Genomic DNA, 23,027 nt, shown 5'->3' on the forward strand with positions numbered 1-23,027 from the left:
GTTGAAATACCAATCAAACGGCTTTTTTAGTTATAGAAAAATAATCTTTTTATGCTTTGGTGCGATATTCAAGGTTGTGTTGCTTTAATGCTTCATCATCTCCGAAAAGGAAATGTTTCTGCATGTCAGGAGAGTATTTAGAGTTAGGTGCTTCTTCTCCTACGGCTTCAGCTACTTCTCTTAGCATCGCAGGTGATGCACCGCAACATAGACCGAAATAATTGACGCCAACATCTTTTGCTTCCTTAGCCCAGCTAGCAATCTCATAACGATTACAGTAGAGCGGGTCTAATGATGTAGGGAATGTTGTTTCTGTTGGTAAATGGCAAGAGCATCCTCCATCAGGCAAATTGAAAAAGGTTGGGTGTTCCTCGGTTGTTCGATATGGTACAGGTAGAGCAGCTACATATCCATCGCATGCCTCGCGGATTTTCTCAACAAAAGGCTGCATGGTCTGTGGTCCTCGGAAACAATTCATTCCAACAACCAGTGCACCGTGTTCTTGTAATAGCTGACAAGCCTCTTCAACTTGGTATCCATCTCTTAAAATATTTTCTCCCATCAATCCTAATGTGATTACTGCTGGAAGGTCTTGTTTTTGAATTTCCTCTAAAGCTATTTTAGCTTCTTCATAATAATAGAAGGTTTCCCCATTTACAAAATCTACTTCTTCTTCTTTACACCATTTCACCATTTCAGCAAACATCGTCCTTACCGTCTCTTTTGAAGCAGGATCTTCTGGGTCAAAAATGTTTGTGTTGGAGATGTTCCCTGCAACTAGTGCCTCTTCTTCTGGATGTTCCTTAGCAACTTCTTTCGCTAAACGAATGGCGTTACGATTTAAAGGTTCTAATAAGTGTTCTTTTTCAATAATTCGCATTTTTTCACGGTGAGCATTGTAGGTGAAAGCTAATACAACATCAGAACCAGCATTCATAAAATCTCTATAGGCTTGCTTTAAGGCTTCTGGATTTTCAAGTGCTACCTCAGGAACAAACGTACCAGCTTGTAAGTAACCTCTGCGCTCTAATTCAAATAAATATCCTTCTCCACAAACTACGGGTCCATCTTGTAGGCGTTCTTGTAAACTTCTTTTCTTTGTCATGTTTTTCTCTCCTTTTTTATGAGTTGATAAATGTCTACTATCTTTCTACCGTTTAAGGGTCAACCACATGGTGGGAACGATTCCTTCTTCATGATTTGTAAATTTAGACTTCTTTTCGGAGACGTACTGCTTCCTGATAAAGGTCACCTATAACATTCGTCTTCGTTTTTAATCCTACGTTACTAGAACCTTGTCCTTCTGTGTAAAGATAGATTTTTGTCGGCTGTAGTGTTTCAACGGTTGTCGAATATTGTTCTAACTCATTCTCGCTAAAAGCGTATAATATATCGATTGGCTTTGGATCATTTAAGCTAGTTGCTTGTATAACTTCAAACCCTAATCGTTTTAATTTTGTAAGATCAGGCAATGAATTTTGAGGAGTATCGATCGTTGCGATTGTTTTGCGTCGAATACTTCCGTCACTAGATCTATGAATAGAAGATGCAAGTGCTTGTGTTTCATTCTGTGAATGATCCTGGCTCGGTGTTCCGGTAGCTTGGGCGATGGCTTGGTCTAAATCAGAAATAAGGTCATCGCTGTCTTCTAGTCCAACCGATAGGCGAATTAATTGTTCTGAAACTCCTGCTTTTTGTAAGTCTTCAGCACTTAACTGTTGGTGCGTTGTAGTAGCAGGGTGTATGATGAGAGATTTTGCATCTCCTACATTTGCAACGTGTGACCATAGAGAAACATGGTCAATCAGTTGTTTCCCTTCTTCCCGTCCACCTTTTAGTCCAAAAACTATAATGGAACCAAATCCTTCTTTGAAGTACTTTTGGGCTAAATGGTGTGTAGCGTGATCTTCCAACCCAGTGTATCGAACCCAATCAACCTGAGGGTGTTCATTCAAATAACGTGCAATGGATTCAGCGTTTTCACTATGCTTTTTTATTCGAATAGGCAATGTTTCTAAGCCTTGTAAAAATAAAAAGGCACTATGTGGACTTAAACAAGCGCCCAGGTCACTTAACAGTCTTGTTCGTAACCTTGTTGCGTACGCTACAGGTCCGAGATCTGCGAAACGCAATTTGTACGTTTCATCTATGGTGGTAAATGAAGGGAACTTGGAGTTGTCCCAATTAAAACGTCCACCATCTACGACTATTCCTCCAATCGTAGTGCCGTGTCCCCCGATCCATTTAGTTGCTGAGTGAATTACGATATCTGCTCCCCAACGAAGAGGCTGGCAAACAATAGGACTTGCAAATGTGTTATCGACGATAAGTGGTACTTGAAATTCATGTGCAATATCAGCAACAAGTTCAATGTCGAGGACCTGTAAGCTTGGATTACCAATTATCTCACTAAAGACTGCCTTCGTATTAGGGGTGATAGCTTCACGTAACTCACTAGCCTGATTAGTATCGACGAATTTAACTGAAATGCCGTACTTAGGTAATGTGTGTCTGAAAAGATTGTAAGTGCCACCGTATAAATCATTCGACGTTATAATTTCGTCACCGGCCTCTGCCACGTTTAAAATCGCTAACAATATAGCAGACATTCCTGATGAGGTAGCTACTGCGGCAGCTCCATCTTCTAAAAGTGAAACACGTTGCTCGAATGCAGCCACAGTTGGATTGCCTGTTCGCGAGTACGTATTTCCAGGTTGTTCTAAAGCAAATACGTCTTGAGCATGTTGGGTGTTTTCAAAAGCATAAGATGTTGTTTGATAAATAGGAACAGCTAGCGCCCCGGTCGTAGGATCTGAGGTTTGGCCGCCATGTAGACTTAATGTTTCATGGTTATATTGTTGAGTTGTCATACGAAACCTCCTAAGAAAATTCGAGTTAGTGAGAAGAGGATCAGGAATAATAGACATAGAAAAACCCTCTTCATAAGAAGAGGGTTCATTAAATGTATGAGTATAGTCCTCTCCTTATCTCTCAGATCATTAAAGACCTGTAGGAATTGGCACCTTATTCAAACAGTTTCGTTTGAATGGTTGCCGGGCGTCGCAGGGCCTAATCCCTCAGCCACTCTTGATAAGAATGTAATGAATATGTGTTTTTAAAAGCTTGTTTAGCATTATAAAGCGTTAATTAATTAGAGTCAACAAATATTTAGAAAATTTAGTTTTATGAGAAAGTAATCACAGATATCTACGAGTAATGAAATAGGTTGCCTGGTTTTTATATAATAGGAAGAAAGAGTATATTAAGAACAGTGTTTCTTCCTATAGAAGTACCAACACTGGTTTAAGATTCGGATTTGATATAAATCTTTATTTAAATAAGCTCTCATGAGTTGATTTTTTAACCAACTAGGCATTGGATTAACCGCCTTTCTATCTTATAGTCAAAGAAGAAATCGTTAGACAATGACCTTATATCACCAGTTCTTTGTGATCTTCATTATGATAAGGTGATCTTTTACGGGGATGATATTGAATTTGTTTGGAATTAAAGTTAACTTAGAATATGCAAACAATAGCCTAGATGTGAATGAGGAGATTTCATGAATCAAGCAGTGTTAAAAGAGTGGGTCAATGAAATATCGGAGCATTGGTTTGGTAAACCATACCCTGATGAAGTGGCTATGAATGCTCGATTGCGTACAACAGGAGGGCGTTATATTCCGAAGTATAGACGAATTGAGCTTAACCCTAAATATTTAGAAGAACATGGGGAAGAGGAGTTCGTTGGGATCATTAAGCATGAGTTATGTCATTACCACTTACATGTGGAAGGGAAGGGATACCAGCATCGGGATCGTGAATTTAAGGAACTAATGCGACAAACAGACTCACCAAGACATTGTAAGCCACTCCCTTCGAAAGCTAAGGATAGAAAGCATGAGTACCAATGCGAATCTTGTTCGATGAGCTATAAAAGAGTAAGGAGAGTTGATGTTAAACGCTATCGCTGTGGGAAGTGTAAAGGGAAATTAAAAAAGATTCATTAACTTATTGACGGGACCCTGCGTCCGTGTTAAATTATATAAGCCGTCGAAAAAACGGACAAAAAACAAAATAGCAATTGCAAATGATTTTTTTATTAGAAACCATTTGACACAGCACGAAAGCTGTTGTAAGATATTTATCGTCGCAAGTTAAACAAGCGACAGCGAACAGCACATTGAAATAAAAAAACGAAATTCATCCTTGCATTAAGTGAGGAAAGATGTTAAAGTTATTAACTGTGCTTGATTGAAAGAAAAGCTTTTAAACAAGCAAGGAAAAGGCTTTTAATACTTTATATTATTCCAACGTAGCTCAGTGGTAGAGGATCCGTAAACATCGATGTAAATCCATCAATGTAGGATCTGCGAGGAACAGCCCATCAACTAGTAGAGTAATCTTGGGTCGTGACGAGCACAAAAGGAATAACTTCGAGAGTAAGCATCTAACTCTCATAAAATATTGGTGCAATTTTAATATTATTCCAACGTAGCTCAGTGGTAGAGCTATCGGCTGTTAACCGATCGGTCGCAGGTTCGAATCCTGCCGTTGGAGCCAGTGGAGAAGTACTCAAGTGGCTGAAGAGGCGCCCCTGCTAAGGGTGTAGGTCGCGTAAGCGGCGCGAGGGTTCAAATCCCTCCTTCTCCGCCATTTCATGGCCCGTTGGTCAAGTGGTTAAGACACCGCCCTTTCACGGCGGTAACACGGGTTCGAATCCCGTACGGGTCACCATGGAAGGTCCGGTAGTTCAGTTGGTTAGAATGCCTGCCTGTCACGCAGGAGGTCGCGGGTTCGAGTCCCGTCCGGACCGCCATCTATTTTGGGCCATAGCCAAGCGGTAAGGCAACGGTTTTTGGTACCGTCATGCGCTGGTTCGAATCCAGCTGGCCCAGCCAAGATTTCCTTTTTTAAAGAACATTGATTCTTACATTTTAGTGAGCCATTAGCTCAGTTGGTAGAGCATCTGACTTTTAATCAGAGGGTCGGAGGTTCGAATCCTCCATGGCTCACCACTTTCACACTTAGCGGGTGTGGCGGAATTGGCAGACGCGCTAGACTTAGGATCTAGTGTCTCTTGACGTGGGGGTTCAAGTCCCTCCACCCGCACCATTCATATTTTGTTACAAAAGATGAATTACACTGGTTGTGTACATTGCTGTGACTAACACGGCATTTTATTTTGCTCAATTTGCTGAAACACAAGTTGAGCGGTCGTGGCGGAATGGCAGACGCGCTAGGTTGAGGGCCTAGTGGGGGTTTACCCCGTGGAGGTTCAAGTCCTCTCGACCGCACCAAAGAAAAATAAAAAAGGTATTGCATCAAGTTGTAGCGTGTGATACAATGAAATATGTCGCTTCAAAAGGCGCCCGTAGCTCAATTGGATAGAGCGTCTGACTACGGATCAGAAGGTTAGGGGTTCGACTCCTCTCGGGCGCGCCATTTATTATCGGGAAGTAGCTCAGCTTGGTAGAGCACATGGTTTGGGACCATGGGGTCGCAGGTTCGAATCCTGTCTTCCCGACCATCGAGATCTTTCAATTAAAACATTTAAACATGCGGGTGTAGTTTAGTGGTAAAACCTCAGCCTTCCAAGCTGATGTCGTGGGTTCGATTCCCATCACCCGCTCCATTATCATTATGGGCCTGTAGCTCAGTTGGTTAGAGCGCACGCCTGATAAGCGTGAGGTCGGTGGTTCAAGTCCACTCAGGCCCACCATGAAGATTTGATCCTTGAAAACTGAACGAAACGACATGTTACGTCAATGAATTACTTTTTATTTTAAAAGCCAGACATCATTTTGATGCAAAGGCGAACTCTTATGGAGAGTTTGATCTTGGCTCAGGACGAACGCTGGCGGCGTGCCTAATACATGCAAGTCGAGCGCGTGAAACAACATGATCCCTTCGGGGTGATTGTTGTGGATCGAGCGGCGGACGGGTGAGTAACACGTGGGTAACCTACCTGAGAGATCGGGATAACCCCGGGAAACCGGGGCTAATACCGAATAATCGTTGGAACCGCATGGTTCCAACGTAAAAGGCGGCTTTTGCCGTCACTTTCAGATGGACCCGCGGCGCATTAGCTAGTTGGTAAGGTAACGGCTTACCAAGGCAACGATGCGTAGCCGACCTGAGAGGGTGATCGGCCACACTGGGACTGAGACACGGCCCAGACTCCTACGGGAGGCAGCAGTAGGGAATCTTCCGCAATGGACGAAAGTCTGACGGAGCAACGCCGCGTGAACGATGAAGGTCTTCGGATCGTAAAGTTCTGTTGTTAGGGAAGAACAAGTACCAGAGGAAATGCTGGTACCTTGACGGTACCTAACCAGAAAGCCACGGCTAACTACGTGCCAGCAGCCGCGGTAATACGTAGGTGGCAAGCGTTGTCCGGAATTATTGGGCGTAAAGCGCGCGCAGGCGGTTCCTTAAGTCTGATGTGAAAGCCCACAGCTCAACTGTGGAGGGCCATTGGAAACTGGGGAACTTGAGTACAGAAGAGGAGAGCGGAATTCCACGTGTAGCGGTGAAATGCGTAGATATGTGGAGGAACACCAGTGGCGAAGGCGGCTCTCTGGTCTGTAACTGACGCTGAGGCGCGAAAGCGTGGGTAGCAAACAGGATTAGATACCCTGGTAGTCCACGCCGTAAACGTTGAGTGCTAGGTGTTAGGGGGTTTCCGCCCCTTAGTGCTGAAGTTAACGCATTAAGCACTCCGCCTGGGGAGTACGGCCGCAAGGCTGAAACTCAAAAGAATTGACGGGGGCCCGCACAAGCGGTGGAGCATGTGGTTTAATTCGAAGCAACGCGAAGAACCTTACCAGGTCTTGACATCTTCCGCTATCCCTAGAGATAGGGAGTTCCCTTCGGGGACGGAATGACAGGTGGTGCATGGTTGTCGTCAGCTCGTGTCGTGAGATGTTGGGTTAAGTCCCGCAACGAGCGCAACCCCTAATCTTAGTTGCCAGCATTCAGTTGGGCACTCTAAGGTGACTGCCGGTGACAAACCGGAGGAAGGCGGGGATGACGTCAAATCATCATGCCCCTTATGACCTGGGCTACACACGTGCTACAATGGATGGTACAGAGGGCAGCGAGACCGCGAGGTCAAGCAAATCTCAAAAAACCATTCTCAGTTCGGATTGCAGGCTGCAACTCGCCTGTATGAAGCCGGAATCGCTAGTAATCGCAGGTCAGCATACTGCGGTGAATACGTTCCCGGGCCTTGTACACACCGCCCGTCACACCACGAGAGTTGGCAACACCCGAAGTCGGTGAGGTAACCTTTTTGGAGCCAGCCGCCGAAGGTGGGGCCAATGATTGGGGTGAAGTCGTAACAAGGTAGCCGTATCGGAAGGTGCGGCTGGATCACCTCCTTTCTAAGGATAACTACGGAAAACGCAGTGTTACTGCGTTCACGTAACATGCTTCGTTTCGTTCGGTTTTGAGGAATCAAATTCCTCAAAGTCATGTACCTTGAAAACTAGATAAGAATTAGACATCAAACCAACGCAATTTTTTCATTCACACCAGATGATATTCGCTCATCTGGCAACTGAGATAGTTAAGTGAATAAGGGCGCACGGTGGATGCCTTGGCACTAGGAGCTGATGAAGGACGGGACAAACACCGATATGCTTCGGTTAGCCGTAAGTAGGCTACGATCCGGAGATTTCCGAATGGGGAAACCCACCGCCCGTAATGGGGCGGTATTCTTAACTGAATTCATAGGTTAAGAAAGGCAGACCCGGGGAACTGAAACATCTCAGTACCCGGAGGAAGAGAAAGCAAACGCGATTTCCTGAGTAGCGGCGAGCGAAACGGAATTAGCCCAAACCAGAGAGCTTGCTCTCTGGGGTTGTAGGACACTCCTTTGGAGTTACCAAGGAACAAGATAGATGAATCGATCTGGAATGATCAGCCAAAGAAGGTAACGGCCCTGTAATCAAAATCTTGTTCCCTCCGGAGTGGATCCTGAGTACGGCGGAACACGTGTAATTCCGTCGGAATCCGGGAGGACCATCTCCCAAGGCTAAATACTCCCTAGTGACCGATAGTGAACCAGTACCGTGAGGGAAAGGTGAAAAGCACCCCGGGAGGGGAGTGAAATAGAACCTGAAACCGTGTGCCTACAAGTAGTCGGAGCCCGTTAATGGGTGACGGCGTACCTTTTGTAGAATGGACCGGCGAGTTACGATCCCATGCAAGGTTAAGTTGAAGAAACGGAGCCGCAGCGAAAGCGAGTCTGAACAGGGCGATTTGAGTATGTGGTCGTAGACCCGAAACCGTGTGATCTACCCATGTCCAGGGTGAAGGCCAGGTAACACTGGCTGGAGGCCCGAACCCACGCACGTTGAAAAGTGCGGGGATGAGGTGTGGGTAGCGGTGAAATGCCAATCGAACACGGAGATAGCTGGTTCTCTCCGAAATAGCTTTAGGGCTAGCCTCAAAGTGAGAGTCATGGAGGTAGAGCACTGATTGGACTAGGGGCCCTCATCGGGTTACCGAATTCAGTCAAACTCCGAATGCCATCGACTTATCTTTGGGAGTCAGACTATGAGTGATAAGGTCCATAGTCGAAAGGGAAACAGCCCAGACCGCCAGCTAAGGTCCCTAAGTGTATGTTAAGTGGAAAAGGATGTGGAGTTGCTTAGACAACCAGGATGTTGGCTTAGAAGCAGCCATCATTTAAAGAGTGCGTAATAGCTCACTGGTCGAGTGACTCTGCGCCGAAAATGTACCGGGGCTAAACATACCACCGAAGCTGCGGATTGTTCTTTGAACAATGGTAGGAGAGCGTTCTAAGTGCTGTGAAGTCAGACCGTGAGGACTGGTGGAGCGCTTAGAAGTGAGAATGCCGGTATGAGTAGCGAAAGAAGAGTGAGAATCTCTTCCACCGTAAGTCTAAGGTTTCCTGAGGAAGGCTCGTCCGCTCAGGGTTAGTCGGGACCTAAGCCGAGGCCGAAAGGCGTAGGCGATGGATAACAGGTTGATATTCCTGTACCACCTCCTTTCCGTTTGAGCAACGGGGGGACGCAGTAGGATAAGGGAAGCGCGCCATTGGATGTGCGCGCCCAAGCAGTGAGTGTGATGCATAGGCAAATCCGTGCATCAAACACAAGCTGTGATGGGGAGGGAACTATAGTACCGAAGTCCCTGATTTCACACTGCCAAGAAAAGCCTCTAGCGAGGAAAGTGGTGCCCGTACCGCAAACCGACACAGGTAGACGAGGAGAGTATCCTAAGGTGATCGGGAGAACTCTTGTTAAGGAACTCGGCAAAATGACCCCGTAACTTCGGGAGAAGGGGTGCTCCTTCATAAGGAGGAGCCGCAGTGAAAAGGCCCAAACGACTGTTTAGCAAAAACACAGGTCTCTGCGAAACCGTAAGGTGAAGTATAGGGGCTGACACCTGCCCGGTGCTGGAAGGTTAAGAGGATGAGTTAGCTTCTTGCGAAGCTCTGAATCGAAGCCCCAGTAAACGGCGGCCGTAACTATAACGGTCCTAAGGTAGCGAAATTCCTTGTCGGGTAAGTTCCGACCCGCACGAAAGGTGCAACGATTTGGGCACTGTCTCAACAAGAGACCCGGTGAAATTATACTATGCGTGAAGATGCGCATTACCCGCGACTGGACGGAAAGACCCCGTGGAGCTTTACTGTAGCCTGATATTGAATGTTGGTACAGCTTGTACAGGATAGGTAGGAGCCTTGGAAACCGGAGCGCCAGCTTCGGTGGAGGCATTGGTGGGATACTACCCTGGCTGTACTGACATTCTAACCCAGGGCCGTGATCCGGCCCGGAGACAGTGTCAGGTGGGCAGTTTGACTGGGGCGGTCGCCTCCCAAAAAGTAACGGAGGCGCCCAAAGGTTCCCTCAGAATGGTTGGAAATCATTCGCAGAGTGCAAAGGCACAAGGGAGCTTGACTGCGAGACCTACAAGTCGAGCAGGGACGAAAGTCGGGCTTAGTGATCCGGCGGTACCGAATGGAAGGGCCGTCGCTCAACGGATAAAAGCTACCCCGGGGATAACAGGCTTATCTCCCCCAAGAGTCCACATCGACGGGGAGGTTTGGCACCTCGATGTCGGCTCATCGCATCCTGGGGCTGTAGTCGGTCCCAAGGGTTGGGCTGTTCGCCCATTAAAGCGGTACGCGAGCTGGGTTCAGAACGTCGTGAGACAGTTCGGTCCCTATCCGTCGTGGGCGTTGGAAATTTGAGAGGAGCTGTCCTTAGTACGAGAGGACCGGGATGGACACACCGCTGGTGCACCAGTTGTTCCGCCAGGAGCACAGCTGGGTAGCTACGTGTGGACGGGATAAGTGCTGAAAGCATCTAAGCATGAAGCCCCCCTCGAGATGAAATTTCCCATCACTTCAAGTGAGTAAGATCCCTTGTAGACGACAAGGTTGATAGGTCAGAGGTGGAAGCGTGGTGACACGTGCAGCTGACTGATACTAATCGATCGAGGACTTATCTATCTCTATTGAAAAAACGTTACGATGTCTCTTATCTAGTTTTGAAGGTATATCCTTCAACTATATAGGTTTGGTGGCTTTGGCGAAGAGGTCACACCTGTTCCCATGCCGAACACAGAAGTTAAGCTCTTCAGCGCCAATGGTAGTCGGGGTTTCGCCCCCGCAAGAGTAGGACGCCGCCAAGCCTGTATATTTCAATACTTCCCGAAAATGGGAGGATCTAAGGATGTCATGAATTCTTAGAGCAGGTACTAAATTTAATACTTTTTATTATCGCGGGGTGGAGCAGTCTGGTAGCTCGTCGGGCTCATAACCCGAAGGTCGCTGGTTCAAATCCAGTCCCCGCAACCAATTTATTTCAATTACAATTTCGTGTAGTACTAGAAAAGTGCAACCAATTTTTTTACTTACATAATGGTCCGGTAGTTCAGTTGGTTAGAATGCCTGCCTGTCACGCAGGAGGTCGCGGGTTCGAGTCCCGTCCGGACCGCCACTTTGATTTTTACACCAATACATATAATATATAACATCCGCCTTAGGAAATCTCCTAAGGCTTTTATTATGCCATTTTTTATAAGTGGTAATTCACAGATGTCTAGCTACAGCGCCCTGGGTAGCAACTAGTATGCTTCCCTCACCTCCGGTCGATAAGTCAACATCGATTCGCAGGTTCATCGTGTTTCCTTTATCTCACTTCGGCTCAGTCCAGCATATACGTTGCTACCCAGGGCGCCTGCACTTTTCTTTTTCCACTTGTTTTTGCTATGATATAGATTAGCATGAAATCGAGGTTTTACATGAAAGTTGGTGAACGTGTCATGGAACAAACTTTTACCATTCAAACTCAATCTCCTGATGAAACCATGGATCTATCATCTCGACTAGGGACGCTACTTCAAGAAGGAGATGTCTTAACGCTAGAAGGAGATCTTGGGGCTGGTAAAACGACGTTTACAAAAGGTTTAGCTAAAGGGTTGGATGTTAAACGCACAGTGAATAGTCCTACCTTTACAATAGTGAAAGAATATAAAGGGAGGCTTCCTTTATATCACATGGATGTCTATCGCTTAGAAGATAGTGATGAAGATATTGGCTTTGATGAATATTTCTACGGTAATGGCGTTTCTGTAATAGAGTGGGCCCACTTTATTGAGGAGTTTCTTCCGTCTAATCGTTTAGATATTAGACTATCGTACCTTGAAGGAGATATGCGCAGTATTAAGCTGATGCCTAAAGGAGACCACTATATTCGTGTATGCGAGGAGTTAGTAAAATGAATGTGTTAGCCATAGATACTTCAAATCAACCGCTAGGAGTAGCTGTAATAAAAAATAGCCTGGTTGTTGCAGAGTACACCAAAAATATTAAAAAGAATCATTCTGTTCAATTAATGCCTGTCATCAATCAACTTATGAGTGAAGCTGGTTTGCAGCCTAGTGAATTAGATCGTATTGCTGTTGCAAATGGTCCAGGCTCTTTTACTGGAATACGTATTGGATTAACAACAGCTAAAACATTAGCATGGTCTTTGAATATTCCTATTGTAGCGATGTCTAGCTTGGAGTTGTTAGCATACAACGGTTTTTATTCGAACAGCCTTATTTGCCCGTTTTTTGATGCGAGAAGAGGACAGGTTTATACTGGCCTTTATCAGAAGGAGCAAAGAGAATTACGATCTGAGAATGAAGAAGTAAATATATTAATGGAAGATTGGCTTGAATCATTAAAAGAGTATCATCAGCCTATCATGTTTTTGAGTCATGATTTAGATGCTCATCGTGAAACAATCGTTAATACTCTTGGAGAACAAGCCATTTTACCTGATTTACCCGTTCATTTACCACAAACAGGTGTATTAGCGAAGATTGCGATGACTAAGGAACCTGTAGATGTTCATTCGTTGACTCCGAACTACTTACGTCTTGCAGAGGCTGAAGCCAAATGGATTCAGAAGCAACAGGAGTCCTAATGAAAATGGCTCCCCCTGTTGTCCGCACTATGGTAGAAGATGATATTAATACGCTTTTGGATATCGAAGAGGCTTGTTTTGCAACTCCTTGGACATGGGATTCTTTTCTTTATGAGTTGAAAGAAAATCCTTATGCTACGTATTATGTAATGGAGCTAGATGGTGTTATCATTGGCTATTGTGGGCTGTGGTTAATCATTGATGAGGCTCATATAACAAATATTGCGATTATGCCTGATTACCGTGGTTACAAATATGGGAATTTTTTATTTTCTCATGTTTTAGAGAAAGCGAGAGAAGCTGGTGCTATTCAGCTCTCATTAGAGGTACGTGTATCAAACATCGTTGCACAGAAAATGTATCGAAAATACGGACTAATTCCTGGTGAGATACGTAAACGTTATTATACCGATAACCAGGAAGATGCTTTAGTGATGTGGGTGAAATTATGAGTGAATATCAAGATCAGTATATATTAGGTATTGAAACGAGTTGTGACGAAACGGCTGTAGCGATTGTTAAAAATGGTCGTGAATTGATTGCAAATGTAGTGGCATCACAAATTGATAGTCACAAACGATTCGGTGGTGTAGTGCCAGAGATTGCTTCAAGGCATCATGTTGAGCAGGTCACGATGGTACTGGAAGAAGCGCTAAACGAAGCTGATATGTCTATGGAAGATATGGATGCTATAGCTGTTACAGAGGGACCTGGATTAGTGGGTGCTCTTTTAGTAGGAGTTAATGCTGCAAAAGCATTGGCTTTTGCCCATAATAAACCACTTGTTGGGGTTCATCATATTGCAGGACATATCTATGCAAATCGTCTCTTAAAAGAATTTGAATTTCCTTTATTATCTCTTGTTGTCTCAGGAGGTCATACAGAGCTGATCCTAATGAATGAGCATGGTTCTTATGAAGTTATAGGGGAAACACGTGATGACGCTGCAGGTGAGGCTTATGATAAGGTAGCACGAACCTTACAGCTTCCTTATCCAGGTGGTCCTCATATTGATCGTTTAGCACATGAAGGAGAAGTTACGATTGATTTTCCACGTGCTTGGTTAGAAGAGGGATCATATGATTTTAGTTTCAGTGGATTAAAGTCTTCAGTTATTAACACCTTACACAATGCTAAACAAAAAAATATTGAGCTGTTGCCTGAAAATATTGCAGCAAGCTTTCAAGAGAGTGTTATCGACGTGTTGTCCACAAAGACACATAAGGCTGCTCAAGAATATGGTGTGAAGCAAGTTATTGTGGCTGGAGGAGTAGCTGCAAACAAGGGGTTAAGAGAAAAACTTGAAGCTACTTTTGCTGATGAAGAAGGTTTAGAATTACTGATTCCACCTCTTCATTTATGTACAGATAATGCAGCAATGATTGCAGCTGCAGGTACGATCGCCTTTAATAAGGGAGAGCGTTCTGGATGGGATATGAATGCAAATCCAGGACTTCCATTGTAAAAAGTTATCCATTCACATGTGGATAACTTTTTATTAAACAATGATGTTAAGGCTTTCATTATGTGGGTAAAAATTGTGGATAACTTCGCATTTTCTTGTGGATAATGTGTATAAACTTGTGAAAAACGATTATTATCCTTCTTTATATGTGAATAACTGTGTGGATGAGTGGATAACTGTTTTTTACAATAATTAGCATATTATGAGTAGGGACAAGTCCACTTATGGTACTTGTCCCTTTGTTGTTGAACGGCCACTTGCGCTTTTTTTATAAATCATCAAATCCGTTATCTTGATAGTCTACTTTTGTGTACTGGCGAGATTTTTGTTCAAAGAAATCAGATTTTCCACTATTCACGTCTTTATACGCTTTTATCCACTTTAATGGATTCTTAGAGTATCCTTCAAAGGGTTTTTCCGCGCCAAGTTCTTTACAACGTTTATTGGCCATGAATTTGATATACGCATCAATGTCATCCATAGACAGTCCTTCAAAGTGATCTCCAATAATGTAATGTCCCCACTTAATTTCTAGTTCTGCTGCCTCTTTAAACGTATTGGTTACAAACTCATATAATTCATCTGTTTTATAGGATGGGTTCTCGTCTAAGACTTCTTTAAAAATGTGGACAAATAAGTTTACGTGAAGTTGTTCGTCGCGATTAATATAATTGATCATGGTGCTTGTTGAGACCATCTTCTGATTTCGTGCAAGGTTATAAAAGAAAGCAAAGCCTGCATAGAAGAATAAACCTTCTAGAACTACATCATATACAATCGATCGAAGGAAGCTATCCACAGTTTTTTCTTCCGTGAATTTTTTGTATCCTTCTGCTATAAAGGCGTTTCGCTCTAATAAAATCTCATCGTGTTTCCAATACTCAAAGATCTCGTCTTGTTCTTGTTTATCAACAAGAGAGGATAGAACATATGAATAAGACTGATTGTGGACAACTTCTTGAAAAGAGAGTACTTGCATAAGTGCTGTTAGGCTCGAATCCGTTAAGTAGTCTGCAACCTTAGCACTGTAATCCGTTTGAATCGAATCAAGAAAGGCGAGTAAGCCAATGATCTTTTTAAAAGAGTCTTGTTCCTTACTTGAAAGTTCCTTCCACTGACGGAGGTCATTAGCCATGTTGATTTCACTTGGGATCCAGAAGTTTGCAAGCATGTTTTTGTACATCGGGTAGGCCCATTTAAAACGGACATCGTCCCAATTTAATACGTTAGAGCTCTCTCCGTTAATAATGCCTGTAGATCTGTTAGGAGCATTTGTGTCATATAAGTTTCGTTCATGGATCGTATTCATATTTTTCTTCCTCCTTTATGATGAACAGCTTTCACAATCGTCAATGTCTTCAGTTGAAGTGGAGCGCATGTAATAGGTCGTTTTACATTTTTCCTTCCATGCATTGAGATGAAGGTTCAGTAATTCCTTTGCTTGTACGGTGTTTTTTACATAGATGTTAAAAGAAATCGATTGGTCGATGTGACGTTGGCGTGCAGAATTTTGTCGAATACTCCATTGTTGATCGATGTCGTATGCTGATTTGTAGAACCAATACGTATTAGGCGTTAAATCTGGAACGGTAACCGGGATCTTATAATCCTTTTTCTCTTCTGAGTAGAACTTTTTGAAAATCGGATCGATGCTAGCCGTACTTCCTGCTATAAGAGAGGTGGATGAGTTAGGCGCTACAGCCATCAGGTAACCGTTACGTACGCCCTGATCTGATACTTTCTTTTGAAGGTCCTTCCACATAGGACTGTTGTAGCCTCTATCCTTAAAATAGTCTCCTGTATCCCATTTCGAACCTTTAAAATATGGATAAGCCCCTTTTTCCACAGCTAACTCATTGCTTGCATTGATTGTGAGGTAGGCTATTTGTTCATATAAAGTATCAGCAAAATCCACAGCTTCTTCAGATTCCCATTGGATCCCTTTTAAAGCTAAAAGATGATGCCAGCCAAATGTTCCAAGACCTATTCCTCTATAACGCTGGTTCGTTAATTCAGCCTGTAAAACAGGGATCTTGTTTAAATCTATAACGTTATCCAACATTCGTACCTGAATCGGAATCAATCGTTCTAACACATTGGCAGGAACGGCTTTTCCTAAATTGATGCTAGATAGGTTACACACAACAAAGTCTCCGGCATCTTTAACCGTAATAATTTTGCCGTCCTCTGTGAAATGCTCTTGAACCGTTGTTGGACTTTGGTTTTGCGCAATCTCCGTACAGAGATTAGTACAATAAACCATTCCTTTGTGGCTGTTTGTATTTTTGCGATTAACTTCGTCTCGATAGAACATAAAAGGAGTCCCAGTCTCGAGTTGAGAAACCATGATGCGTTTCATAATGTCTATAGCTGGAACACGCTTTTTATTTAGACTGGGCTCCTCTACGCATTGCCAGTATTTTTCGCGGAAACTTCCTTCGCCATCTTGTTCATCATAGTAGTCTTCTAAACTAAAGCCCATATTTTGTCGAATTTCATGAGGGTCAAATAAATACCAATCTTCACGTTTTTCGACAGCTTCCATAAATAAATCAGGAAGGGTGACTCCTGTGAAAATATCATGTGTACGCTGGCGTTCGTCACCGTTATTTAACTTAGCATCTAAGAATGAAAAAATATCATGGTGCCAAATATCAAGATAGACTGCGATGGCACCCTGACGTTGCCCGAGCTGATCTACGCTTACGGCAGTGTTGTTCAGTTGTTTCATCCAAGGAATAACACCTGAGCTAACCCCTTTAAACCCTTTAATATCACTTCCACGTGATCTGATTTTGCCTAAATAAACGCCGAGTCCTCCACCACTTTTTGATAAATTAGCAATGTCCGTATTGCTATCAAAAATCCCTTGTAAGCTATCATCTACTGTGTCAATAAAGCAGCTAGATAGTTGACCATAGCTTTTTCCTGCATTGGCAAGGTTAGGCGTGGCGACCGTCATATATAAATGACTGAGTGCCCAGTAAGTTTCTTTTACAAGTTCTACGCGTTTGGAGGGTTCTTCGTTAACCATTAGAGTCATGGCAATCACCATAAAGCGCTCTTGCGGCAATTCATATAAATAACCTTCATGATCTCGTGCAAGATAGCGGTCTGCTAATGTTTTTAAGCCGATATACGTAAACAGGTCATCACGTTCTGGATCAATCTCTTGTCCAAGCTCCTCGATTTCATTGCGAGAGTAGTGCTGAAGAATAACATCACTGAATATGTTTTTGTTATGTAATTCTTCGATAAGTTGATGAAAATTCGGATAAGGAGTAGAGCCTTCATGGTTACGTTGTTTTTTAGCTTGTTCGTATAGAGATTGAGCAAAAATACGAGCACATACATACGTCCAATCTGGCTCATATTCATCCATCTGATCTAAGCCTTTCAATATCATTTCATGGTACATCTGGTCGATGTTGCTTGTGGATTTAGTTTCTGAAATACGGTTAACTTCTTCTCGAAAAGTTATGATATCTAGATGAGGGAATTCTTTTTCGACTTTTTGTAAAATCGATTCAACTTCTGTTCCATTCTTTTCTTGAGTAAACATGATGATCGCCTCCTATAATAAAAAAATCCGTTCTCTTTTCTTCAGAGAACGGATCAAACGATAGTACAACAGCACGAACCGGCGCCTAGGCTCGATCTGTTGATGCTATCGTTTCATCTTCTCAATCCCCGAAGAAAAAGAAACTCGATCGAGCAAAGGCAGGTCTCCTGACTTGTGTATCGTCCTACTCTGAGACCTTCCCATGTTGAACCAACACAGTGGAATCTCTCATTTCGTCCACACTTACAGTTGCGAGGACAGTTCTGGAATTTCACCAGATTCCCTATTATGCCTAAGTATAGGCACCTTTTAACTCGAAAAATTCTATATATGGTATTTTTATTTTTATTTTTATTATTAACTATATATTGTGTATAGCTTATAAGAGATAGGCTAAGAAATCAAGCCTTGAATTTTATAATGAAGAATAGTAATGGAATCTATTAAAAACACCAACCTAGTACTAGGTTGGTGTTTTCTTAATCCTCTTGAAGTTGTTCCCATTCTTCCATAAGGGCTTCCATCTTTTCATTCGCTTGTTCATTCTCTTGAGTAAGTTCTAGTGATTTTTCGTGGTCTTGATAGATTTCAGGATCACACAATAGGTCATCATTCTTTTCGATGGTTTCTTCTAATGCTGAAATCTCTTCTTCAATTTCTTCGATTCTTCGTTGGCGTTTTCTCTCTTCTCGCTTTTGTGCTTTATCTTGTTCATAATCGACCTTTGTTTGTGTTGTTTGAGTGGATTGAGGCTGTGATTCTGCTTGTTCTAACTCTGCAATCTCTTGTTCCTCTTGTTTTTTATTAACATAGTAATCGTAATCACCAAGGTAAAGTGTCGTACTGTCACCTTCTAACTCAAGAACCTGAGTGGCGATACGATTGATAAAGTAACGGTCGTGGGAAACAAATAGAATCGTGCCTGGATAATCAGCTAGAGCGGCTTCCAATACTTCTTTACTATCTAAGTCAAGGTGATTGGTCGGTTCGTCCAGTACAAGGACGTTTGCCTTCTGAAGCATGAGTTTCGCTAATGCGACACGTGCTTTTTCTCCACCACTTAACTCATTCACTGATTTTAATACATCATCTCCTGAGAATAAGAAGTTCCCTAACACCGTACGAACATCTTTCTCATCCATCATTGGGTACTCATCCCATAACTCATGTAAGACCGTTTTGGATGATCTGAGTTTTGCTTGCTCCTGGTCGTAGTACCCTAGTTGAACGTTTGATCCGAGCTGAATGGTTCCGTGCTTTTGTTCTAAATCACCGATAATGGTTTTGAGTAGCGTTGTTTTTCCGACACCATTCGGGCCTACTAAGGCAAGGCGGTCTTGTCGATTCATATCGAATGAAACATTTGAAAAGACCGTTTTATCTGCATTTGGATATTGAAACGCCAAATCTCGAACTTTTAAGACATCGTTCCCTGTTCGACGTTCAATATCAAACATGAATTTAGCAGACTTCAAATCGCCTTGTGGTTTATCCACTTTCTCCATTTTTTCAAGTTGCTTTTGCTTACTCTGTGCGCGTTTACTCGTACTTGCACGGGCGATGTTTTTTTGTACAAATTCCTCTAGTCGTTTTACTTCAGCCTGCTGTTTTTCGAAACGCTTTAAATCACGTTCGTAATTTGCAGCTTTTTGTTCCAAGTATTTCGTGTAGTTACCAAGGAACTTCTCAGAAGAATGTCGAGAAATCTCATAAATGGTATTTACCACTTTATCTAAAAAGTAACGGTCGTGCGACACGATTACAACGGCTCCCGGATAGCCCTGAATGTATTGTTCAAGCCAGTTTAACGTTTCAATATCCAGATGGTTGGTAGGCTCGTCCAAAATTAAAATATCAGGTTTAGATAAAAGCAGTTTACCAAGAGCTAAGCGTGTCTTTTGGCCACCACTTAACGTAGCAATAGGTGTTTCAAGGTCAAAATCATGGAATTGGAGGCCATTTAGGACAGCCTTAATATTAGCTTCGTATTGGTAACCACCCTCACTTTTAAATCGGAGCTGTTTCTCGTCATAGTCTTGCAGGAGCTTTTGATATTGATTATGATCCTCCATGATCGAAGGATCTGACATTTTTTGCTCCATACTGCGAAGTTCTTTTTCCATTTTGATGAGATCTGTAAAGACCGTTAGCATCTCATCCCAGATGGATTTATCAGACTCTAGGCCTGTGTGTTGTTCTAAATATCCTAAAGAGGCGTCTTTCGATTTATGAAGCTCGCCTTCTTCAAAATTCATTTCTCCAGCCATAATTTTTAATAGAGTAGATTTCCCTGCGCCATTGCGTCCGACAATAGCTGTGCGGTCATGACTGTGTACTTCTAATTTAATATTCGATAAAATAAGATCAGCGCCGAAGCGTTTTGTAATATTATTCACTTGCATTAAAATCATGATCGTTCACCTCAATGTGTTAAGTGTATCTAAGCAAAACGCTTTAAGCAAGGAGTAAGAAAAGCGTAAGCGCCCGGGTAGTGACGTATGTGTAGGAGTGAGACGCAGGACGCATATAAGGAAACACGAAGAACGGGTGATTCGATGTTGACTTATCGTGCGGAGGTGAGCGATACACACAAGTCACAGGGCGCTGGAGCTAGACATCTATGAACAATGAACTTAATGATCAAATAAAGAAGCATTCTTCTTCAATAGAATAGTTATGGAGGGAAATGAGTGTGTCTGATTTTACACATATAAATGAACAGGGACGAGCACGTATGGTGGATATTTCAACAAAGGATGACAGTGTTCGAATTGCGGCGGCTCGTTCAAGTATTGTAGTTAATCAAGAAATCTATAAAAATATAACAGAAAAGACAATGGAAAAGGGAGATGTGTTATCAGTCGCTCAGGTAGCTGGGATCATGGCTGCTAAAAACACATCTGATTGGATTCCTATGTGCCATCCTTTACAGTTAAAAGGTGTCGATATCTCTTTTGACTGGGAGGTAAAAGAAGATAGCTACCGTCTTCTAATTACTAGTCAGGTGAAAACGAAAGGCAGTACAGGTGTTGAAATGGAAGCTTTAACAGCAGCTTCTGCGACTGCTTTAACCGTTTATGACATGTGTAAGGCTTTGGATAAAGGAATGGTTATCGGTGAAACCTATTTATTAGAAAAGACTGGCGGCAAGAGTGGAGATTATAAACGATAAGGGGGAATGGATGATGGATATGGATTTAGATCAAACGAAAATACCGCAAGCAACAGCGAAACGTTTGCCATTGTACTATCGGTTCATTAGTAATTTGCATAGTCAAGGGAAACAGCGTGTATCATCCAAGGAATTAAGTGATGCGGTTAAGGTCGATTCCGCCACTATTCGCAGAGATTTCTCCTACTTTGGAGCTCTTGGGAAAAAGGGATACGGCTATAATGTTAATTACCTCTTATCGTTCTTTCGAAAAACGTTAGATCAAGATGAAATCACAAAGGTTGCCTTAATCGGTGTAGGAAACCTTGGAACAGCTTTTCTTCATTACAATTTTACCAAAAACAATAACACAAAAATCGAAATTGCTTTTGATAAACATAATGAAAAAGTAGGCTCAAATATCGGTGGTGTACCGGTATTTGAGATAGATGATTTAGAAGAACATTTACCTGACGATGTTAATGTAGCTATTTTAACCGTACCGGCTCAAGCAGCTCAGGCGATTGCGGATCGGTTAATCGAAGCTGGATTCATTGGGATATTGAACTTCACACCAGCTCGTATTTCAGTTCCAGAGCATGTTCGCGTTCATCACATTGATTTAGCTGTTGAGCTACAAGCATTGGTTTACTTTTTAAAACATTACCCGCTTGAAGAAGGACAAGAGGATTCAGTGGATATATAAAGGGGCTTAAAAGGCCTCTTTTTTATGTTTTTTATTGCTTTACCTCAACCTAAATAGGGGTAAGACAATACTGAGTTTTTTCAATAACATTCAGTTTAGCGTTATGGTATAGTAGAGAATAGTTCGGAAGTCGAAATATATGGAAGAGGGGATACACCATGAGTAAGTTATCTAACAAGTGGCTCGTAGTCGTTTCCGTGTTATTTGGAACATTCACAGTCATTTTAAATAACAGCATGTTGAATCCAACCTTACCGCGTTTTATGAAAATTTTTGAAGCGGATGCCGTTAGTGTGGGTTGGATGCTCACCATTTTTATGGTCGCTATGGGTATGACAATGCCTATAACAGGATATCTTGGTGATCGGTTTGGGAAGAAAAAGGTCTATCTAAGTGGGCTATCTATTTTTATAGTCGGTTCCATATCTGGATCATTGGCCCCTAACTTAGGGATAGTGATTGTTTCTCGTGCGATTCAAGGTATAGCAGGAGGGCTTATGATGCCAATTGCAATGGCACTCATTTTCCATGCTTTCCCTAAAAATGAACGTGGGATTGCTGTAGGTACATACGGAATTGCAGCAATGGTTGCACCAGCTATTGGACCTACAGTAGGTGGCGTGATAATTCAGTACTTTTCTTGGCCATTTTTGTTTTTATTTAATATTCCTTTCGCATTAACCGGCATTATATTGTCTACAAAATACTTAAAGGAAACAGAAAAAGATACTGGGTTGAAGTTTGATATCGGTGGCTTCATTCTTGTAACGCTAGGTATTGGATCTATTTTGTATGCCTTAGGAAGAGGGAAGAAGCTTGAAACACTAACGACCAACAGTAATATTGCTTTGATTGTTGGTGGGGTAATAGCCATCATTCTATTTGTTCTTTATGAAAATCGAAGGAAACAACCATTATTGAATTTATCGGTGTTTAAAGTGCCGACATACTCTTTTTCCATTGTAGTAACGGGAGCGGCTTCGATTGGGTTATTCTCTGGTATATTTCTTCTACCTCTTTTAATTCAAGAAGTATATGGTCTAAATGAGATTAAAACAGGATTGTTATTCTTACCCGCAGCTGCATTAAGTGGGATCTTTATGCGACTTGGTGGTAGGATTCTGGATAAGCGTGGTCCGAAGTCCGTGATACCAATTGGATTGTTCGTCATGGGATCAGCTACAGTTGGACTTGGTTTTCTCGAGCTATCCACACCATATTGGTTAATCCTCATATTAAACGCCATTCGCGGTGGGGGCATGGGAATGAGTAATATGCCAGCGACGACTGCTGGAATGAACGCTATTCCAGATCCTTTGGTTGCCCAAGGATCTGCGATGAATAATGTATTACGTCAAATCACTTCCTCATTCGGAATTGTCTTTTTTTCCGTCTACTATGAAACAAGACGTGCGATTCTATCGAGCACGGGTATGGATATGACAGAAGCAACGTTGCAAACATTAAATGAAGCGTTTCTTGTGTCAGCAGCAGTACTTTTCTTAGCCATTCCATTTTCATTAATGATGAAGGGCACGGACAATGATGAAGAAGAAGCAACATCTTAAATATCGAGCGCAATAGAGCTATTCATCTCTATTGCGTTTTTTGTTGGATTTTGTAGAGAAGGCGATACATCAAAACTAGAGGGATTTCAACAGTAACAGACAAACTTCACCCCAATAAAAAACT

The 23,027-nt window shown here is 42.6% G+C and carries 14 protein-coding genes, 14 tRNA genes, 3 rRNA genes and 2 riboswitches; of the genes, 25 read left to right on the top strand and 6 right to left on the bottom strand.

Annotated elements, in window-relative coordinates; all coding sequences use genetic code 11:
• Window positions 1-49: 49 nt before the first annotated feature.
• The 3 genes from GS400_RS01695 to cmpA form a co-directional block, all read right to left on the bottom strand.
• Window positions 50-1,105: a homocysteine S-methyltransferase family protein gene (locus tag GS400_RS01695; protein ID WP_160098530.1), complete on the bottom strand. Its 1,056-nt coding sequence runs from the start codon at window positions 1,103-1,105 to the stop codon at window positions 50-52.
• Between the two features lie 103 nt (window positions 1,106-1,208).
• Window positions 1,209-2,870 (bottom strand): O-acetylhomoserine aminocarboxypropyltransferase/cysteine synthase family protein, encoded by a 1,662-nt coding sequence (locus tag GS400_RS01700; protein WP_160098532.1) that lies wholly within the window; start codon window positions 2,868-2,870, stop codon window positions 1,209-1,211.
• A gap of 111 nt (window positions 2,871-2,981) precedes the next feature.
• Window positions 2,982-3,097: riboswitch (SAM riboswitch) on the bottom strand.
• Between the two features lie 165 nt (window positions 3,098-3,262).
• The gene (gene cmpA / locus GS400_RS01705; RefSeq protein ID WP_154657357.1) at window positions 3,263-3,376 is read right to left on the bottom strand and encodes a cortex morphogenetic protein CmpA; all 114 of its coding nucleotides are present in this window, start codon (window positions 3,374-3,376) and stop codon (window positions 3,263-3,265) included.
• Between the two features lie 186 nt (window positions 3,377-3,562).
• On the opposite strand from cmpA, the gene GS400_RS01710 reads away from it, so the two are divergent.
• From GS400_RS01710 to tsaD, 22 genes are all read left to right on the top strand, one after another.
• Window positions 3,563-4,009 carry a SprT family protein gene (locus tag GS400_RS01710; protein ID WP_160098534.1) on the top strand — a complete coding sequence of 149 codons (447 nt, stop codon included), beginning with the start codon at window positions 3,563-3,565 and terminating at the stop codon, window positions 4,007-4,009.
• 478 nt (window positions 4,010-4,487) lie between these two features.
• A tRNA-Asn gene (locus tag GS400_RS01715) sits at window positions 4,488-4,562 on the top strand.
• Between the two features lie 2 nt (window positions 4,563-4,564).
• A tRNA-Ser gene (locus GS400_RS01720) sits at window positions 4,565-4,655 on the top strand.
• Between the two features lie 6 nt (window positions 4,656-4,661).
• A tRNA-Glu gene (locus GS400_RS01725) sits at window positions 4,662-4,736 on the top strand.
• A 5-nt stretch (window positions 4,737-4,741) separates the two neighbouring features.
• Window positions 4,742-4,818 (top strand) — tRNA-Asp (locus tag GS400_RS01730).
• Window positions 4,819-4,825: 7 nt separating this feature from the next.
• Window positions 4,826-4,900: transfer RNA gene (locus GS400_RS01735), tRNA-Gln, on the top strand.
• 41 nt (window positions 4,901-4,941) lie between these two features.
• A tRNA-Lys gene (locus GS400_RS01740) sits at window positions 4,942-5,017 on the top strand.
• Window positions 5,018-5,029: 12 nt separating this feature from the next.
• Window positions 5,030-5,114: transfer RNA gene (locus tag GS400_RS01745), tRNA-Leu, on the top strand.
• Between the two features lie 98 nt (window positions 5,115-5,212).
• Window positions 5,213-5,299, top strand: a tRNA-Leu gene (locus GS400_RS01750).
• A gap of 68 nt (window positions 5,300-5,367) precedes the next feature.
• Window positions 5,368-5,444: transfer RNA gene (locus tag GS400_RS01755), tRNA-Arg, on the top strand.
• A gap of 8 nt (window positions 5,445-5,452) precedes the next feature.
• A tRNA-Pro gene (locus GS400_RS01760) sits at window positions 5,453-5,529 on the top strand.
• Window positions 5,530-5,560: 31 nt separating this feature from the next.
• Window positions 5,561-5,634: transfer RNA gene (locus tag GS400_RS01765), tRNA-Gly, on the top strand.
• 10 nt (window positions 5,635-5,644) lie between these two features.
• A tRNA-Ile gene (locus tag GS400_RS01770) sits at window positions 5,645-5,721 on the top strand.
• A 100-nt stretch (window positions 5,722-5,821) separates the two neighbouring features.
• Window positions 5,822-7,384: ribosomal RNA gene (locus GS400_RS01775) — 16S ribosomal RNA — on the top strand.
• Window positions 7,385-7,567: 183 nt separating this feature from the next.
• Window positions 7,568-10,485, top strand: a 23S ribosomal RNA gene (locus GS400_RS01780).
• Window positions 10,486-10,551: 66 nt separating this feature from the next.
• Window positions 10,552-10,667 (top strand): 5S ribosomal RNA (gene rrf, locus GS400_RS01785).
• Together the 16S, 23S and 5S rRNA genes with 14 tRNA genes alongside form the textbook arrangement of a ribosomal RNA operon.
• 89 nt (window positions 10,668-10,756) lie before the next feature.
• Window positions 10,757-10,833 (top strand) — tRNA-Met (locus tag GS400_RS01790).
• Window positions 10,834-10,898: 65 nt separating this feature from the next.
• Window positions 10,899-10,975: transfer RNA gene (locus GS400_RS01795), tRNA-Asp, on the top strand.
• A gap of 325 nt (window positions 10,976-11,300) precedes the next feature.
• Window positions 11,301-11,759, top strand: a complete 459-nt coding sequence (gene tsaE, locus GS400_RS01800) for a tRNA (adenosine(37)-N6)-threonylcarbamoyltransferase complex ATPase subunit type 1 TsaE (RefSeq protein ID WP_160104488.1) — start codon at window positions 11,301-11,303, stop codon at window positions 11,757-11,759.
• Window positions 11,756-12,451, top strand: coding sequence for a tRNA (adenosine(37)-N6)-threonylcarbamoyltransferase complex dimerization subunit type 1 TsaB (tsaB, locus tag GS400_RS01805; protein ID WP_160098536.1), 696 nt, complete (start codon window positions 11,756-11,758; stop codon window positions 12,449-12,451). The genes tsaE and tsaB overlap by 4 nt, the downstream gene beginning before the upstream one ends.
• Window positions 12,452-12,456: 5 nt before the next feature.
• Window positions 12,457-12,903, top strand: coding sequence for a ribosomal protein S18-alanine N-acetyltransferase (gene rimI, locus GS400_RS01810; protein ID WP_160104489.1), 447 nt, complete (start codon window positions 12,457-12,459; stop codon window positions 12,901-12,903).
• Window positions 12,900-13,916, top strand: coding sequence for a tRNA (adenosine(37)-N6)-threonylcarbamoyltransferase complex transferase subunit TsaD (gene tsaD, locus GS400_RS01815; protein ID WP_160098538.1), 1,017 nt, complete (start codon window positions 12,900-12,902; stop codon window positions 13,914-13,916). Before rimI ends, tsaD begins: the two co-directional genes overlap by 4 nt.
• Before the next feature lie 268 nt (window positions 13,917-14,184).
• Here tsaD and GS400_RS01820 read toward each other — a convergent pair whose 3' ends face one another.
• From GS400_RS01820 to GS400_RS01830, 3 genes are all read right to left on the bottom strand, one after another.
• Window positions 14,185-15,225, bottom strand: coding sequence for a ribonucleotide-diphosphate reductase subunit beta (locus GS400_RS01820; protein WP_160098540.1), 1,041 nt, complete (start codon window positions 15,223-15,225; stop codon window positions 14,185-14,187).
• A gap of 15 nt (window positions 15,226-15,240) precedes the next feature.
• Window positions 15,241-17,478, bottom strand: a complete 2,238-nt coding sequence (locus tag GS400_RS01825) for a ribonucleoside-diphosphate reductase subunit alpha (RefSeq protein ID WP_160098542.1) — start codon at window positions 17,476-17,478, stop codon at window positions 15,241-15,243.
• Window positions 17,479-17,617: 139 nt separating this feature from the next.
• Window positions 17,618-17,803, bottom strand: a riboswitch (cobalamin riboswitch).
• Window positions 17,804-17,957: 154 nt separating this feature from the next.
• A complete protein-coding gene (locus tag GS400_RS01830; RefSeq protein ID WP_160098544.1) occupies window positions 17,958-19,889 on the bottom strand; it encodes an ABC-F family ATP-binding cassette domain-containing protein in 1,932 nt (643 codons plus the stop codon).
• A 281-nt stretch (window positions 19,890-20,170) separates the two neighbouring features.
• On the opposite strand from GS400_RS01830, the gene moaC reads away from it, so the two are divergent.
• The 3 genes from moaC (at window position 20,171) to GS400_RS01845 (ending at window position 22,903) form a co-directional block, all read left to right on the top strand.
• On the top strand, window positions 20,171-20,650 hold the full coding sequence (gene moaC, locus GS400_RS01835) for a cyclic pyranopterin monophosphate synthase MoaC (protein ID WP_160098546.1): 480 nt from the start codon (window positions 20,171-20,173) through the stop codon (window positions 20,648-20,650).
• A gap of 19 nt (window positions 20,651-20,669) precedes the next feature.
• Window positions 20,670-21,335 (top strand): redox-sensing transcriptional repressor Rex, encoded by a 666-nt coding sequence (locus GS400_RS01840; RefSeq protein WP_160104490.1) that lies wholly within the window; start codon window positions 20,670-20,672, stop codon window positions 21,333-21,335.
• A gap of 158 nt (window positions 21,336-21,493) precedes the next feature.
• Entirely contained in the window at window positions 21,494-22,903 is a 1,410-nt protein-coding gene (locus GS400_RS01845; protein ID WP_160098548.1) for an MDR family MFS transporter, read from the top strand.
• The last annotated feature ends 124 nt before the right edge of the window (window positions 22,904-23,027 follow it).

Origin of the sequence: Pontibacillus sp. HMF3514 (assembly GCF_009858175.1) — a bacterium.
In the GTDB taxonomy this organism is placed as follows: Bacteria; Bacillota; Bacilli; order Bacillales; family BH030062; genus Pontibacillus.

Coding starts and splice junctions, on each gene's coding strand:
- GS400_RS01845 (WP_160098548.1), top strand. CDS start 21,494: ATGAGTAAGTTATCTAACAAGTGGCTCGTAGTCGTTTCCGTGTTATTT.
- GS400_RS01825 (WP_160098542.1), bottom strand. CDS start 17,478: ATGTTTACTCAAGAAAAGAATGGAACAGAAGTTGAATCGATTTTACAA.
- rimI (WP_160104489.1), top strand. CDS start 12,457: ATGGCTCCCCCTGTTGTCCGCACTATGGTAGAAGATGATATTAATACG.
- GS400_RS01700 (WP_160098532.1), bottom strand. CDS start 2,870: ATGACAACTCAACAATATAACCATGAAACATTAAGTCTACATGGCGGC.
- GS400_RS01840 (WP_160104490.1), top strand. CDS start 20,670: ATGGATTTAGATCAAACGAAAATACCGCAAGCAACAGCGAAACGTTTG.
- tsaE (WP_160104488.1), top strand. CDS start 11,301: ATGGAACAAACTTTTACCATTCAAACTCAATCTCCTGATGAAACCATG.
- GS400_RS01820 (WP_160098540.1), bottom strand. CDS start 15,225: ATGAATACGATCCATGAACGAAACTTATATGACACAAATGCTCCTAAC.
- tsaD (WP_160098538.1), top strand. CDS start 12,900: ATGAGTGAATATCAAGATCAGTATATATTAGGTATTGAAACGAGTTGT.
- GS400_RS01710 (WP_160098534.1), top strand. CDS start 3,563: ATGAATCAAGCAGTGTTAAAAGAGTGGGTCAATGAAATATCGGAGCAT.
- GS400_RS01695 (WP_160098530.1), bottom strand. CDS start 1,105: ATGACAAAGAAAAGAAGTTTACAAGAACGCCTACAAGATGGACCCGTA.
- cmpA (WP_154657357.1), bottom strand. CDS start 3,376: ATGCCTAGTTGGTTAAAAAATCAACTCATGAGAGCTTATTTAAATAAA.
- tsaB (WP_160098536.1), top strand. CDS start 11,756: ATGAATGTGTTAGCCATAGATACTTCAAATCAACCGCTAGGAGTAGCT.
- GS400_RS01830 (WP_160098544.1), bottom strand. CDS start 19,889: ATGATTTTAATGCAAGTGAATAATATTACAAAACGCTTCGGCGCTGAT.